A 15,091-nucleotide genomic window follows, 5' to 3' on the forward strand; every position below is an offset into this window, starting at 1 on the left:
CCTTAAAACCATTCGCGTAGGGTGTCGCGAAGTTGACAGAAGGCGCGATCCTGGCAGTGCCGTACGGAGATCTTCTGGGCCAGGCGGCCGAAGGCGGCGTTGGACCGGTCGGCCCGGTGGTGCCGGCGGAGGAACTCCAGCGCGGCCTTGGGATCGGGTGGCTTACTGGCACCGTCCGGCCAGTGGCCGCTGCGCCGCAGCACGTCACGGAAGTCTGCGCCGCACTTGAGTGCCTCGGCGACGTGTGGATTCTCCTGCCACACCCAGGCTTCCAGCTCCGGCTCGATGACGATCACCGCCGAGTGGGACCAGGCGGGCTTAAGCTTCGTCCCAATGTGCTCCCGGATCTGCTCGGGGGTGGGGCTCCCCTCCCAGGCCAGATCGAGCATGGCGACCGCATGCCGGTGCGACCGCTCGTAGGGTTGGAGCAGCTCGGCCGCTCGGCCGTAGACATCGGGGTCACGGAACGGCGCCACGATGAGGTCTTCGCGCGGGTCGAAGCGAAAGGGGTTGCAACCGATGCTGCGATGGCACTGTGGCCGCCCGAGGAAACCGCGCAGCATCTGATCCATGGCGGCGTCGGCGACGAGGAAGACGACGTCCCGTTTCATGCCAGCACCCCGGCGGCGAAGAGGCTGCCCACGTCCAACGACCCGCGCCAGTCGACCAGGCGGGGATGCCGGTTGCCGCGTACCACGCTGACCCCGTCGTCGGTGTTGAGGCGGGCGACGAGGACATCGGCGAGGTCGGTGTGGGCCAGGGCGATCGGTGAGTGGGTCGAGACCCAGACCTGTGCCTCGTAGAGCGAGCTCAGCGACTGCATCACGGTTTCGATCGCGCGGGGGTGGATGCCGTTCTCCGGTTCCTCGGTGACAATCAACGCCGGTACCGCGTCGGCGGGCAGGTACGGCAGCAGGGTCAACGCCAGGACGCGCAGCGTGCCATCGGAGAGCCCGGACGAGGTGACCTCGTAGCCACCGCTGTAGCGGACGGCGAAGTAGGCGTACCGGTCTTCCTCCCGCTCGACCGGGCGGATGCTCTCGACCTGCGGGAGTGCGGTCCGCACGTGGTCGATCCAGGAGGCGAAGCGTTCCGGATCCTGGCGGTGCAGATACAGCGCGAGCCATGGGGTGTTGCGGCCGGAGGGCATCAGGCGCAGCGGATCGCCAGGCGGAGCCGGCTGTCGCAGCAGATCCCACTCCGGGTCGAAGAAGACGACCCCCTCCCCGATCAACTGGGCGAGCCAGAGCGCGGCCGGAAAGAGACCCGGGTCGGGTAACACGGTGGCCAGGGCGAGCTGGGCGGGCGGCACCCGGATCTGCGGGAGCTCGGTTTCGCTCGCGGTGGTCTCGGCGGTCAACCGCGTGGTGCCCCGGCCCTCCCGGGTGATGACCGACTGCCAGTCGGGGTGCCGTAGCTCGCCGTCGTGATCCCGGCCGGGTCGCCCCTGCCCCATCTCTCCAGGCACCGGGCGGTTGCCGTCGGCGGCGAAGAGAAACAGGTGCTCCTCGGCGACTTCGATGCCGTACCGCGAGACCTCCAGGCCCAACTCGTAGCGGAGGTGGGTGGGGGTGGGGCGGTCCAACCGCGCGAGGCTGGAGCCGGCCAGCACGTCGGTGACCTCCGACGGGAGCTGAGCTTCGACGGCGAAGGCGATGTGGTCACCGGTGCCGTGGTGCAGCAGCTCGGTGGGGGTGCTGGCGCGAGCCGACCGTCGCGAGTCGAGCCGTTGCAGGAAGGCGGTGGTGATCCGCCGCTCGTGCAGCATGTCGCCGAGGAGCGGCAACAGGTCGAGCAGGGTGGTCTTGCCGGCACCGTTGGCGCCGGCCAAAACGTGGTAGCGGTCGAGGTCGACGCTGAGCGTCGAAAAACACCGATAGTTGTACGCCTCGATCCGCGTGATCATCGCGATTTGCCCGGTTCGGGATGCTGGCGACGGAAGGCATGGTACGCCTCAGCGATCTTCGGCAGGTCGTTGTCGATGACCTTCTGTCGTCGCTGGATCACCCGGGTCTCGGTGCTGCCGTCAGAATTCAGCACCTCCTCGGTCGTGACGTACGTCGTGTAGACGATGTCGCCGTTCGGCTTCCGCTCGTAGACCTCGTTGCCACGACGGTCGACGCCCACCTTCTCCGCGACCGCCATGAAGACCGGGTAATCCTGCTGCACTCCGAGAGACTGATCCATCCGTTCCTCCGCGGTCTTCTTCTTGAGGAAGAGCAGGGTGGTCAGGATGTTGACGTTCGCCTCGACGATGAACGTCTCGACCGGCAGTTCGACGCTGGCCAACACCCAGCAGTTCGCCAGGATCCAGCGCCGGATCGCCTCGTCCGCCGGGCCGGGATTCGACAGGATGCCGTTCGGCAGGACGATGCCGATCCGCCCACCAGGCTTGACCCACTCGACCGCGCGTTGGATGAAGAGCTGCTCGGGGGCCATCGGCGGGGCCGAATCCCGGTCTGCGGCGTTGAGCTGGCCCGTCTCGCGGTCGCGCGACCACGACTTCGCCACCCCGTCGCGGTAGTGGCGCAGCACGTCACCGTCGACGACCTTGATGTCCGTGCCGAAGGGCGGGTTGGTCATCAGAACGTCGACGCTGTTGAGCGGGATGCGACTGCGCGCCTCGGCGAGCCCGTCCAGATGCCCGACCGGGAAGGCGAGCGAGTCCATGTGGTAGATGTTGCCCGGCCCGCCGGTGAGCAGCATGACGTTGAGGTTGGTGGCGCGCACCAGGGACGGGTCGAAGTCGGCCCCGAAGAGGTGCTTCTCGGCGTAGCCGCGCAGCCGGCTGCGGTAGGCGGCGAGCTGCTGGGGCGTCTTGGACCGGTGGGCGGTGTCCTCGGCGACCTGCCAACTGACCAGCCGGTGGCGAAGCGTCTCGCGGAGGAAACCGCCCGTCCCGCAGGCCGGGTCGAAGACCGTCTCGTCCGCCTGCGGGTCGAGGATCTCGACCATCAACTGCACGGCTCCCCGGGGGGTGAAGTACTGTCCCCGGTCGCCACGCAGGTTGGTGCCGACCAACTCCTGGTAGGCGAGCCCCTTGACGTCGATCTCGGTGTCGTCGAGGTCGTAGGCCCCGAGCTCGCTGACGATGAAGGCGAGCGCCCGGTCGGAGAGAGTGATCTCGTCCCGGGCGGTGAAGTCGGGATATTCCTGCTTCACCTCGGTGAACAGGTCGAGCACCCGCCGTCGGATCTTTCGCCGGCCCTCGTCGCCGTAGGGCTCCTCGGGCAGGGCGTAGAAGCGACGGGCGTTCGGATCGCCCTTGCTCACCTGCTCGTCGTGGACCTTGGCGAAGAGCAGGTAGAGGAACTGCCAGAAGGCGGCGTCCTTGGACATGCCCTCGTTGCCGTGAATGTAGTTGTGGCAGCGCCGGAAGGCAGTCTTGAGCATGCCCGCTTCGCCCCGACGCAACTTCGCCGCGGAGACCAGGCTGTTGGGATCGGCGAGACTGTCGTCGACCAGCGGCCAACTGGTCATCGGGTGGTAGGTGACCCCGAACCGCCCCTGCTCTTTGTGTAGGAAGAAGTAGTCGACGCCGTTGGCCCACATCCCATACTCGATCTGGAGCGCCAGGTCGTAGCCCATCAGGACTTCCAACTCTTCCAGGTCGCGTCGGGCCTGCTCATGCGTGCGGATCTTGGTGACCTTGCCGTTCTTCGGGCGCGGCTTGCAGATCACCACCCGTTGCACGTTGTCAGCGGTGTGCGCGCTGCCTGGCCGGAAGATCGCGATGTCCGCGCGGCGGATGCGGCGGCGGCCATCCTCGGTCAGGGTCGGCACCGGAAAGTCACGGGCCATGTCGGCCAGGGGAATACGGTACTCCCGCCAGAGACCCCGGATGAGCTCCTGCCGGACCTTCTCCTTCTCGGTCTCCTTGACCGCTTCGCCGGTGATCAGGTCGATGAGCACGTCCTCGGGCAGTCGGCCGTCGACGATCGGGACCTGCTCGTCGCCGTTACCTACCGCTGCCTGACCCATGTATCGCTCCTCGCCGGTCGCCTGCCTCATCGGCCTCGCATCCTACGGCCAGCGACAGACATCTACGGCAGCCGACGCCCAACGAGCAGGCAGTGTCGGGTCCGTTAGGAGGGCAAGCGGTGCCAGGTCAAGGAACACTGCGGTTTTTACATTGCAGTCGTCTTGTCAAGCGGCTACGGTTGTTGCGATGCAGTCGTATTGCAAAAGGTTGGAGACCGCCCATGCAGGTGATCGCGTTGTCCGAGGCGACGGCCGACCTCGTCGAGCTGGTGGGCGGCAAGGCGGTCGGCCTGGGTGAGCTGATCCGGCAGGGCGAACGGGTACCGGACGGGTTCTGCGTCACCACCGAGGCACACCGGCTCGGCGTCATTCCCGAGGCGGAGATCGTCGACGCGTACGAGCGGCTCGGCGCGGGTCCGGTGGCGGTACGGTCCAGCGCGACCGCCGAAGACCTGCCCGGAGCGAGCTTCGCCGGGCAGTACGACACGATCCTCGACGTCACCGGCACCACCGGCCTGATCGCCGCCATCGCGCGGTGCTGGGACTCGCTGCACGGCGACCGGGCGGTCGCCTACCGCGACGCCCACGGCCTCGACGGCGCGGCGGTACGGATGGCCGTCATCGTGCAACGGATGGTTCCCGCCGAGGTGGCGGGGGTGCTGTTCACCGCCAACCCGGTGACCGGCTGCCGTACCGAGATGGTGGTCGACGCCGCCCCCGGTCCCGGCCCGGCCGTGGTGGACGGCGTCGGCGCGGTGGACCACTACGTGCTCGACGGTGCCAGCGCGGTGGACCACTACGTGCTTGACGGGTCCGACCAGCAGCGGGCGGGGTGCCTGACGGCGGCCCGCCTGGCGGAGCTGCGGGCCACGGGTGAGCGGCTCCAGGGCCAGTTCGGCTGCCCGCAGGACGTGGAGTGGGTGGTCGACCGGCAGGGCACCCTGTGGTTGGTGCAGTCCCGGCCGATCACCACACTGTTTCCTCTGCCCCCGGCCCCCAGCCGGCCCCTTCCCCGGGTCTACCTCGAGTTCGGCCACGTGCAGGGGATGCGGCAGCCGGTCACCCCGATGGGGATGTCCACGCTGAAAGCGCTGGTGGCGGCGATGCTCGCCCCGCTCGGCGTACGGGCCGAGATCGTCGACATCGGTGGCCGCCTCTACGGCGACCTGACGGACATGGCCCGGAGCAGATCCGGACGCCGACGACTGGTCAAACTGCTGGCGGTGGACTTCGGCCCACGGGCCCAGGCGGCCATGCGGCACGTGTTGACCGACCCCCGCTTTACCCCGCAGCAGGCGGACCGGCAGCGCGCACCCGGAGCCGACGGCAGCACCGTACGCGGAACCGACGGCGCACCGCTGCGGACGGCGGCGCGGGCGGTGGCCGGGATCGTCCGGTCGCTGGCCCGACCCGACGCGGCGCGGACCCGGCTGTTCGACGCCGTCGAACGGCTCCGGTTCGCCTCGGTCGCGCCCGACCTGACAACCGCAGCGGAACGGCTGAGCTTCGTGCGGGAACTTGAGACGAACGAGAGCCCGGACGACATCGTCTGGCCGATCGTGGCCGGCATGCTCGCCGCCGCGCTGCCGGCCCAGCTCCTCAAGGGCGTCGCCGGCCCCGGCGAGATCCACGCCGTGCTGGGCGGGATGCCGCACAACGTCACCATCGAGATGAACCTGGCGCTGTGGCGGCTCGCCCGACGCGTCGGTGAACATCGTCGACTGCTGCTCGACACCCCACCCGACGAACTGGCCGGGCGGTACCTGCGGGGGACGCTCCCGGACATCGGGCTGGCAGCGTTCCTGGACGCCTACGGTCATCGCGGCGTGGCCGAGGTCGACCTCGGCGTGCCGCGCTGGGCCGAGGATCCCGCGCCGGTCTTCGCCATGATCGCCAACTATCTGCGGGTCACCGACCCGGAGCAGGCACCCGACCTACGGTTCGAGCGCGCCGCCGCCACCGCCGAGGACACCCTGCGGGAACTCGTCGTACGGGCCCGTCGCCGCCGGCCGGTGCGCGGCCGGCTCGCCGGCTTCCTGCTCCGTCGGGCCCGGTCGCTGGCCGGGCTGCGCGAGGCGGGCAAGTTCGCCGGCCTGTACCGGCTGCGGGAGATGCGCCGGCAACTGCTGCTCGTCGGCGCCGATCTGACCGACGCCGGGCTGCTGGACCAGCCCGACGACATCATGTTCCTGACCCTCGACGAGGTGCACGGCGCCGTCCACCGCAACGACGACCACCGGAACACGGTCGTCGCCCGCGTGGCGGTGCACCGCAGGGAGCTGACCCGGGGGCACGTACCGGTGGCGCTGCTCTCCGACGGCACCGACGTCGAGGCCGTCCTGTCGGCACCCCCGGCGGAGGGCACGCTCACCGGCGTGGGCGCGGCGGCGGGACGGGTGACGGGGCCCGCGCGGGTGGTCCACGATCCGGGCACCGCGCGTGTCGAACCCGGCGAGATCCTGGTCACCGCGACCACCGACCCCGGCTGGACCCCGCTCTTCCTCACCGCCGGTGCCCTGGTCACCGAGACCGGCGCGGTGATGGCCCACGGCCCCACCGTGGCCCGGGAGTACGGCATCCCCGCCGTCATCTGCGTGCCCGAGGCCACCCGGCGGATCTCCACCGGGCAGATCGTCACGGTGGACGGCGCGGCCGGAACCGTCACCCTCGACTGAGCGGGACAGCCAGGCCCCCGCTGGTGGGGGCAACCGCCGGGTCGATCCGCGCACGTCAGTGCGACTGCACTGTGGAACCATCGGTGTCGTGCCCAGGAAGGTCGACCACCAGGAGCGACGCGCGCTGATCGCGGACGCGTTGATGCGGGTTGCGGCGGATCGTGGCCTGGAGGCGGTCAGCCTGCGCCACGTGGCGGCGGAGGCCGGCGTCTCGGCGGGGATGGTGCAGCACTACTTCCGTACCAAGGACGAGATGATGGCGTTCGCGCTGGCCGTCGTCCGTGACCGTAACCAGGTCCGGGTCACCGACGCGGTCGCCCGGCTCGGTGCCGATCCGTCCCCACGGCTGCTGCTGCGGACGATGATCACGGCGCTGCTGCCGCTCGACGCGCAGACCCGCGACGACGGACGGGTCGCCCTGGCGTTCCTCGCCTACACCGCGGTACGCCCGGCGGCCGCCGCCAGCCTGCGCGAGGACACCGCGCAGATGGTCGGTTTCCTGGCCGGTGTCCTGCCCGGCCCGAACGCCGCCGAGGCCGCTGCCGGCCTGTTGGCGCTGATGGAGGGGCTGGGCGTCTACCTGCTGGGCGGGCACTACACCGGCGAGCAGGCCATCCGGGTGCTGGACGCCCACCTCGACCTGCTCTTCGGCCCGTCGACGCCAGCCTGAGCCAGCGACGCGGATCTGAGCCAGCGACGCGGATCTGATCCGGCGACGCGTGTCTGGGCGGTGACGACAGACCCGAGGGCCGGGTCCAGCTGGACCCGGCCCTCGACGGTGTGCGGTGGTCGACGCGTCAGCGCTCGATCTCGCCCTTGATGAACGCCTCGACGGAGGCGTGCGCGTCGTGGTCGGCGTACTGCACGGGCGGGGACTTCATGAAGTACGACGAGGCCGACAGGATCGGGCCACCGATCTTCCGGTCCAGCGCGATCTTCGCGGCCCGGACGGCGTCGATGATGACACCGGCCGAGTTCGGCGAGTCCCACACCTCGAGCTTCAGCTCGGCGTTGAGCGGGGTGTCACCGAAGGAACGGCCCTCCAGGCGGATGTACGCCCACTTGCGGTCGTCGAGCCACGGCACGTGGTCGGACGGGCCGATGTGCACGTCGCTCTTGGCCATCTCGTGCGGCACCTGGGAGGTGACCGACTGGGTCTTCGAGATCTTCTTCGAGACCAGCCGGTTGCGCTCCAGCATGTTCATGAAGTCCATGTTGCCGCCGAAGTTGAGCTGGTACGTGCGCAGCAGCTCGACCCCACGGTCCTCGAACAGCTTCGCCAGCGCGCGGTGCACGATGGTGGCGCCGACCTGGCTCTTGATGTCGTCACCGACGATCGGCAGACCCGCGTCCTCGAACTTCTTCGCCCACTCCGGGTCGGAGGCGATGAAGACCGGCAGGGCGTTGACGAACGCACAGCCGGCGTCGATAGCCGCCTGGGCGTAGAACTTGTCGGCCTGCTCGGAGCCGACCGGCAGGTAGGAGACGACCACGTCGACCTGCGCGTCCCGCAGCGCCTGCGCCACGTCGACCGGCTGGACGTCGGACTCCTCGATGATCTCGCGGTAGTACTGGCCCAGACCGTCGAAGGTCGGGCCGCGCTGCACGGTGACGCCGGTCGGCGGCACGTCGCACAGCTTGATGGTGTTGTTCTCGCTGGCCACGATCGCCTCGGCGAGGTCCATGCCCACCTTCTTGGCGTCCACGTCGAACGCCGCGACGAACTGCACGTCCGAGACGTGGTAGTCGCCGAAGGTGACGTGCATGAGACCCGGGACGCGATCGTTCGGGTCGGCGTTCCGGTAGTACTCCACGCCCTGTACCAGGGACGAGGCGCAGTTACCCACACCGACGATGGCGACGCGGACGGAGCCCATAGCGTCTGCCTCCTTCTTCCTCATCACGGCCGCTCTTCTTTCCTGGACTCTCCAGGTGGAGGCGGGCTGGTGTCTTCTCGTGGGCCGGCGGCCGTCCCCCTGTCGGGGCCGGTCGGGGCCCGGCCGGAGCGCTCGTTGGCGATGAGCTCCTCCAGCCAGCGGACCTCCCGCTCACAGGCGTCGAGGCCGTGGCGTTGGAGTTCCAGGGTGTACGCGTCGAGACGCTCGGCCGCCCGGGCCAGCACGTCGCGCAGACCCTCGCGACGCTCCTCGATCTTTCGGCGCCGACCTTCCAGGATCCGCAGGCGGGTGGCCTGGTCGGTGCGGGCGAAGAACGCGAAGTGCACGCCGAAACCGGTGTCGTCGTACGTCTCCGGACCGGCCTGGGCGATCAGTTGTGCGAAGCGTTCCTTGCCCTCAGCGGTGATCTTGTAGACCACCCGACCGCGTCGGCTGGTCAGCGCGGGCACCTCCTCCGCCGTCGGCGGTGCCTCGTCGGCTTCGGTGATCCACCCCGCTGCCTGCAACCGCCGCAGGGTGGGGTAGAGCGAGCCGTAGCTGATCGCCGCCCGGATCGCGCCCAGCTTGGCGGTGAGCTCCTTGCGGAGCTCGTAGCCGTGCATCGGGGACTCCTGAAGCAGGCCGAGGATGGCGAACTCGAGCACCGACCATCCTCTCTTTCCCCGTGGCCGCGGACCGGATCGTCGACGCGATGTATCGGACCGATACATCGCACGTTAGCGGTTGACCCCTATCAGGGCAAACCCCGCTCGCGGATTCGTGTCGTGACGGAAAGTGAGCGCGGTCGCCCCGTCCGGTCGGAGCGCGTACCCTTTGCCGCATGCGTACGCAGCGCCAGGTGGTCGACTACTCGCTCCAGAGGCGGGCGGTGCTGCGTGAGGTTCTCTCCGGTCGGGTCGGCACGTACGACGTCTGCGACGCGTCGCCGTACCTGAAGAATGCGGCTCGGTTTCATGGCGAACCGACCGAGCAGCGGTGCCCGATCTGCCGACGGGAGAACCTGACCCACGTCCATTACATTTACGGGGACGAACTGAAGCAGTCCGCCGGCCAGGCGCGCACGCGGGCCGAACTGCCCGCCCTGGCGATAACGCTGCGTGAGTTCCAGGTCTTCGTGGTGGAGGTGTGCCTCGGTTGCGACTGGAACCATCTCGTCGAGCAGTTCCTGCTCGGTCGGGACGGACTGGTCGTGGGTGTGGACGACGGGCAGGAAAAGGACGCGGTCGGCGGCCCGGCCGTATGGCGGAGGCGAGAGGCGCAACGGTGAACCCAACGCCTCGGCGGCCGCCGACAATGACGACGAACGGGGCAGTCGGCAGCTATTTGGCCGGATTGCCCCGGTCGGTACAGATGCCGCGGCTCGCGTTCCGAGGTGTTTGGGTGACGAGACCGCGTGGCACAGCTCACGGCAAACCGGTGGTGACGCACCCGCGTACCACCGCGACCGGCAGGGTGTGAGGAATGAACTCGTACGGCGATCCCAGTTCCCCACATGGGCGGGCCCGGATTCCGGGCCCGAACGGTGACCCCGACCCGGGGGTGGACGACACGTACCGCCGTCCCGGTGCGGAGGCCCGGGGAACCGGCTGGTCTTCCGGACACGACGGGACGACACCCAGCGGCCGGGCCACCCCGACAGCGCGGGCGGCCGGGCCGAGCGGGCGGGCGTCGGTGTCCGGCTCCGCCTCGGTGGCCCGTGGTGGCGCCTCCGTACCCCGTGGTGGCATGGCCCCTCCGGTCAGCCCGCCGCCGTCCGGCTCGGCCTCGGTCGGCCGCCACGGTGCCGGCCGGGCGTCGGTGTCCCCGGCTTCCGGGTCCGCCCCGGCCGGTCGGGCCTCGGTGGGGAACGGCTCCAGCGGTCGGGCCTCGGTCGGGTCCGCCCGCCCGGTGAGCCCCGCCTCCAGTGGCCGGGCCTCGGTCGGCTCGGCCGCCGTCGGTGGTGCGGCAGTCGGCGGGATGGCCGGCCGGGCCACCGTCGCCCGGGCCAGCGTCTCCCCGTCGGGCGGATCCGGCCCGGACCTGGGCGGCCCCGGCGGACCGACCGGTCCCGGCCGGCGCAGCCGCAGCCGCAACCAGGACCCGGACGCCACGCGGCGGGCGAAGAAGCGCAAGCGGGCGAACATCCTGATCGCCAGCTTCGCGGTCCTGATCATGCTCGCGGGTGGCGGCGTGGTCGGCTTCACCTACTACTCGACCAACGTCCCGGTCCCGGACCAGCTTCCGATGCCGCTGGCGACCACCGTCTACACCAGCGACATGAAGACCGTGGTGGCGCGGCTCGGTAACCAGAACCGCGAGTTCGTCACCATCAACGACATTCCGGAGCACGTCCAGCGGGCGGTCGCGGCCGCCGAGGACCGCAACTTCTACGAGCACTCCGGCGTCGACTACAAGGGCATCGCGCGGGCCGCCTGGAACAACTTCACCGGCGGCGACAAGCAGGGTGCCTCGACCATCACCCAGCAGTACGCCCGTAACGCCTACGAGAGCCTGAAGGACGACACGTACGCCCGGAAGGTGAAGGAGGCGATCCTCGCCTCCAAGCTCAACGAGAAGTACGACAAGCCGACGATCATGCAGCACTACCTGAACACGATCTACTTCGGGCGGAACGCGTACGGCATCCAGGCGGCGGCGAAGGCGTACTTCAACAAGCCGGTGAACAAACTGACCCCGGGGGAGGGCGCAGCGCTCGCCGGCGTCATCAGACAACCGGTCGCCGGTGGCGGCCACCCCGGATACGACCCGACCAAGGGCGCCGAGGCAGCCGAGGCCGCCCTGGGCCGGTGGAACTACGTGCTCGACGGCATGGTGGAGAAGGGTTGGCTGAAGCCCGCCGATCGCCCCACCGAGTTCCCGAAGATGCTGCCAGAGAAGATTGACAATTCCTTCAGTGTGAAGACGCCCAAGGGCAACGTGGTCAACTACGTCCGGGCGGAACTGGACCAGTGGGGCCTCTGCACCGACACCCCCGAGCCGGTCGGCCCCAAGCCGACCTGCGCCAGCCTCCTCCGTTCCGAGGGCTACCGGATCAAGACCACGATCAACAGCGGTATGCAGGCCTCGCTGGAGAAGGTCATCCGGCAGGAGGTGAAGGGCTCGGTCCTCAACGGCCAGCCGAAGAACCTGATGGGCGCCGCGGTCGCGGTGGAGCCGAAGACCGGTCGGGTCCTCGCCTACTACGGCGGTGACGACGGCACCGGCTTCGACTACGCGGGCAAGAACACGCTCAACGGCGTGTTGACCGGCGGGCACCCCCCGGGCTCGTCGTTCAAGGTCTACACCCTGGCCGCCGCGGTGGACGCCGGCGTCTCGGTGAAGTCGCACTGGGACGCCAAGCCGTTCAAGCCAGAGGGCTTCGACAACCCGGTGCAGAACGCCGGCCGGGACGTCAGCGCCAACGGACGCTGCAACCGGTGGTGCACGTTGCAGGAGTCGACCGTCGAGTCGTACAACGTGCCCTTCTACCACGTGAGCAGCGAGATCGGCCCCGACAAGATCGTCGACATCGCCCGGCGGGCCGGCGTCACCACGATGTGGACCACCTCCGACAACCCGGCGAAGCCGATCGACCTGACCAAGGAGAAGCCGGAGGAGATCGCGCCGAGCCCCTTCTTCCACGTGGTCGGCTACGGCCAGTACCCGGTGACCGTGCTCGACCACGCCAACGGCCTCGCCACCCTGGCCAACGAGGGCAGGTACAACAAGGCCCACTTCGTGATCTCGGTGGAGAAGCAGAACGAGGCGACCGGCAAGTGGGAGAAGGTTACCGGCACCGGTGAGAAGCTGAACAAGTCCGGCGGCCAGCAGCTGATCAAGCAGGAGGTGGCCCGGGAGGTCACCGCGGTGCTCAAGGAGATCCCGGGCAAGAACAGCCGAGGGCTCGACGGCGGCCGGCAGGCGGCCGGCAAGACCGGTACCTGGGAGTACGACAGCAAGGACAACGCGCACGCCTGGATGGTCGGCTACACCCCGGACATCGCCACCGCCGTCTGGGTCGGCAGCCGGGACTCGGAGAAGCCGCAGATCCGCGACAAGACCGGCAAGGACGTCGGCGGTAGCGGACTCCCCGGCGAGATCTGGGAGCGGTTCATGAACGCCGCGACGAAGAGCATGAACAAGCGCGCCCTGCCCGACGTCACCGGCCTCGGCGACCCGAACAAGGGCAACGGTATCGAGCCGCCGCCCCCGCCGCCGCCGACCACCCCACAGCCCGGCCAACCCTGCTTCGACCCGTTCAACGTCCTCTGCCAGAACCCCGGGGGCGGTAACCCCGGCGGACCGGGCACCCCTGGCGGACCGGGTAACCCGCCCCCTCCGGACGGTGGTGGCGGCGAACGGACCACGCCACCAACCCGGTACAGCGACAACGAGTGAGACAGCAACCCGCTGACAACTGAAACAGCACACCGCTCACGGCGGCCGGACGGAGTCCGGCCGCCGTGAGCGTTTTCCGCCGGTCGGGACGACGCCCCGGATGAGCGGGACGGGGAACCACCGGGTACGGCAGGATGCCTGGTTATGAGCACGCAGGCGACCGCTGGCATCGACGACGCCGAGCGCAGCGACCATCCGTCCCGGTCCGACGGGTTCGTCCGGGGCACATCCCAGCTCATCGGCGGGCCCCTCGGCGACCATGCGACCGCCCTGGACCGGCCCGCCGGCTCGGAGCGGCGCTTCTGGACAGCGGTCCGGATCGTGCTCGCCCTGACCTGCCTCACCCTGGCCCTGCACTGGGTGCAGAAGTCGCCCTGCCAGGACGGCGCCTGGCAGAACAACATCCAGTACACCCGGTTCTGCTACACCGACGTGCTCGCCCTCTACTACGCGGAGGGCCTGAACGAGGGCAAGGTCCCCTACCGGGACCACCCGGTCGAGTACCCGGTACTGACCGGATACTTCATGGGGCGCTCGGCCTGCCGGTGCACGCCCTCGGCACGGACAACCCGAACATCAACCAGGGCATGTGGTTCTACAACCTGAACGTGCTGGTGCTCGGCGCGCTCGCGGTCGTCACGGTCGCCGTCATCCTCGCGCTGCGCCGTCGACGACCGTGGGACGCCGCGCTCTTCGCACTCGCCCCGGCCCTGCTGCTCACCGCCACCGTCAACTGGGACCTGCTCGCCATCGGCCTCGGCGCGTTGGGGCTGCTGGCCTGGGCCCGTACCCGGCCGGCCCTCGCCGGTGTGCTGCTCGGCCTGGCCGGCGCGGCCAAGATGTGGCCGCTCTTCGTCCTTGGGCCGATCCTGGTGCTCGCCCTCCGGGCCGGCAAGATGCGCGCCGCCCTCACCGCGCTCGGCACGGCGGTCCTGACCGTGGTCGCGGTGAACCTGCCGGCGGCCGTGCCGTACCGGGAGAACTGGGACCGCTTCTTCGAGCTGAACAGCACCCGGCCCATCGACTGGGGCACGCTCTGGTACATCGGCCGGTACCTGGACGGGAAGATCAACCTGGGCAGCCCGACCGGACAGGGGCCGTTCGAGTGGTTGAACGTCAACATCCCCACCCTGAACTACCTCTCGTACGCCCTCTTCGCGCTGGCCTGCCTCGGGGTGGCCTGGCTGGCGCTGCTGGCTCCACGCCGACCCCGCCTGGCCCAGCTCGCCTTCCTGGTGGTGGCCGCCTTCCTGATCTTCAGCAAGGTCTGGTCCCAGCAGTTCGTGCTCTGGCTGCTGCCCCTGGCCGTGCTGGCCCGGCCCCGCTGGGGGGCGTTCCTGGCCTGGCAGGCCGCCGAGATCTGCTACTTCGCCGCCTTCTACGGTGAGCTGCTCGGCTCGGCGACCAGCCGTCCGGTCTTCCCGGAGGGCGTCTTCGTGCTGGCCGCGACGCTCCGGCTGGCCACGGTGGTGCTGCTCTGCGTCCTGGTCGTCCGGGACGTACTGCACCCCGAGCGTGACCCGGTCCGGGCCACCTACCCGGACGACCCGGACGGCGGCCCGCTCGACGGGGCCCCGGACGCATCCTGGGCCGCGCGGTTACGGCGGTCGCTCGTCCAGCGAAAAAATTTTCCCACCACAACCAGTGATTACTCTCGATAACCGAGAAGTGATGTTGCGTAACTGTGGTGGTCATCGATATGGTCCCCCGTGGCAAGGGTTGGTCAGCGCGCTGGCGAACCCCAACGGCTATCACGGGAGGAATCATGATCAAGCGAACTCGCCTACTGGCGATCGCAGGTCTACTGGCTGTGGGTGGTTTCGCCGCTCCGGGGATCGCGCAGGCAGCCGATCCCGCATGCATCTACAACACCTGCACCAGCCTCTACAGCGGCTGGGACGGGGCCAAGACCTACGACGGTGACTGCGACGGCAACGTCGGCTACGGCGAGCTGCACCGGGAGAGCGGCACCTACAGCCGATGGGACACCACGGGCTGCGGCACCACCGCCTACAGCGGCACCAACCACTCCAACCTGGTGAACGACTACCGGGCCTGCCAGGATCTGAGCCTTCGCCCCGACATCTGCTCCCAGTGGGAGTGGTGACCGGCAGTTGTCGATGAGTGTTCCCTCTGCCGTTGGCAGAGGGAACACCCTTT

The 15,091-nt window shown here is 69.4% G+C and carries 11 protein-coding genes and 1 pseudogene; 6 read left to right on the forward strand and 6 right to left on the reverse strand.

The window, feature by feature from the left end:
* Window positions 1-2: 2 nt before the first annotated feature.
* From mads4 to mads2, 3 genes are read right to left on the reverse strand one after another with little or no spacing between them, the layout of a single operon-like run.
* Window positions 3-611 (reverse strand): methylation-associated defense system protein MAD4, encoded by a 609-nt coding sequence (mads4, locus tag GA0074692_RS25215; RefSeq protein ID WP_091648268.1) that lies wholly within the window; start codon window positions 609-611, stop codon window positions 3-5.
* Window positions 608-1,906 carry a methylation-associated defense system AAA family ATPase MAD3 gene (mads3, locus tag GA0074692_RS25220; protein ID WP_091648270.1) on the reverse strand — a complete coding sequence of 433 codons (1,299 nt, stop codon included), beginning with the start codon at window positions 1,904-1,906 and terminating at the stop codon, window positions 608-610. Before mads3 ends, mads4 begins: the two co-directional genes overlap by 4 nt.
* Complete coding sequence (mads2, locus tag GA0074692_RS25225; protein ID WP_091648272.1) at window positions 1,903-3,981, reverse strand: methylation-associated defense system DNA methyltransferase MAD2; 2,079 nt, start codon at window positions 3,979-3,981, stop codon at window positions 1,903-1,905. The genes mads3 and mads2 overlap by 4 nt, the downstream gene beginning before the upstream one ends.
* Before the next feature lie 221 nt (window positions 3,982-4,202).
* Between mads2 and GA0074692_RS25230 the strand changes: the two genes are divergently transcribed.
* Together GA0074692_RS25230 and GA0074692_RS25235 are read left to right on the forward strand one after the other, a co-directional pair.
* Window positions 4,203-6,656, forward strand: a complete 2,454-nt coding sequence (locus GA0074692_RS25230; RefSeq protein ID WP_091648275.1) for a PEP/pyruvate-binding domain-containing protein — start codon at window positions 4,203-4,205, stop codon at window positions 6,654-6,656.
* Between the two features lie 88 nt (window positions 6,657-6,744).
* On the forward strand, window positions 6,745-7,326 hold the full coding sequence (locus tag GA0074692_RS25235; RefSeq protein ID WP_091648278.1) for a TetR/AcrR family transcriptional regulator: 582 nt from the start codon (window positions 6,745-6,747) through the stop codon (window positions 7,324-7,326).
* Between the two features lie 127 nt (window positions 7,327-7,453).
* On the opposite strand, the gene GA0074692_RS25240 is transcribed toward GA0074692_RS25235, so the two are convergent.
* Window positions 7,454-8,533 (reverse strand): inositol-3-phosphate synthase, encoded by a 1,080-nt coding sequence (locus tag GA0074692_RS25240; RefSeq protein ID WP_091648281.1) that lies wholly within the window; start codon window positions 8,531-8,533, stop codon window positions 7,454-7,456.
* Between the two features lie 23 nt (window positions 8,534-8,556).
* A complete protein-coding gene (locus tag GA0074692_RS25245; protein WP_091648283.1) occupies window positions 8,557-9,198 on the reverse strand; it encodes a PadR family transcriptional regulator in 642 nt (213 codons plus the stop codon).
* Between the two features lie 176 nt (window positions 9,199-9,374).
* On the opposite strand from GA0074692_RS25245, the gene GA0074692_RS25250 reads away from it, so the two are divergent.
* A complete protein-coding gene (locus GA0074692_RS25250) occupies window positions 9,375-9,821 on the forward strand; it encodes a DUF5318 domain-containing protein (protein WP_091648285.1) in 447 nt (148 codons plus the stop codon).
* A gap of 136 nt (window positions 9,822-9,957) precedes the next feature.
* Here the strand turns inward: GA0074692_RS25250 and GA0074692_RS36180 are convergent, their stop codons facing one another.
* Window positions 9,958-10,527, reverse strand: a complete 570-nt coding sequence (locus tag GA0074692_RS36180) for a hypothetical protein (RefSeq protein ID WP_245730445.1) — start codon at window positions 10,525-10,527, stop codon at window positions 9,958-9,960.
* On the opposite strand from GA0074692_RS36180, the gene GA0074692_RS25255 reads away from it, so the two are divergent.
* The 3 genes and pseudogenes from GA0074692_RS25255 to GA0074692_RS25265 all read left to right on the forward strand — a co-directional run bounded on the left by GA0074692_RS25255 (window position 10,511) and on the right by GA0074692_RS25265 (window position 15,038).
* Window positions 10,511-12,931, forward strand: a complete 2,421-nt coding sequence (locus tag GA0074692_RS25255) for a transglycosylase domain-containing protein (RefSeq protein WP_245730446.1) — start codon at window positions 10,511-10,513, stop codon at window positions 12,929-12,931. The two genes, GA0074692_RS36180 and GA0074692_RS25255, sit on opposite strands and share 17 nt — an antisense overlap.
* A 144-nt stretch (window positions 12,932-13,075) precedes the next feature.
* Window positions 13,076-14,592: pseudogene (locus GA0074692_RS25260) on the forward strand (glycosyltransferase family 87 protein).
* A 104-nt stretch (window positions 14,593-14,696) separates the two neighbouring features.
* Window positions 14,697-15,038, forward strand: coding sequence for a hypothetical protein (locus tag GA0074692_RS25265; protein ID WP_141725403.1), 342 nt, complete (start codon window positions 14,697-14,699; stop codon window positions 15,036-15,038).
* Window positions 15,039-15,091: the final 53 nt, after the last annotated feature.

It is taken from the genome of Micromonospora pallida (assembly GCF_900090325.1).
GTDB classification, from domain to species: Bacteria; Actinomycetota; Actinomycetes; order Mycobacteriales; family Micromonosporaceae; genus Micromonospora; species Micromonospora pallida.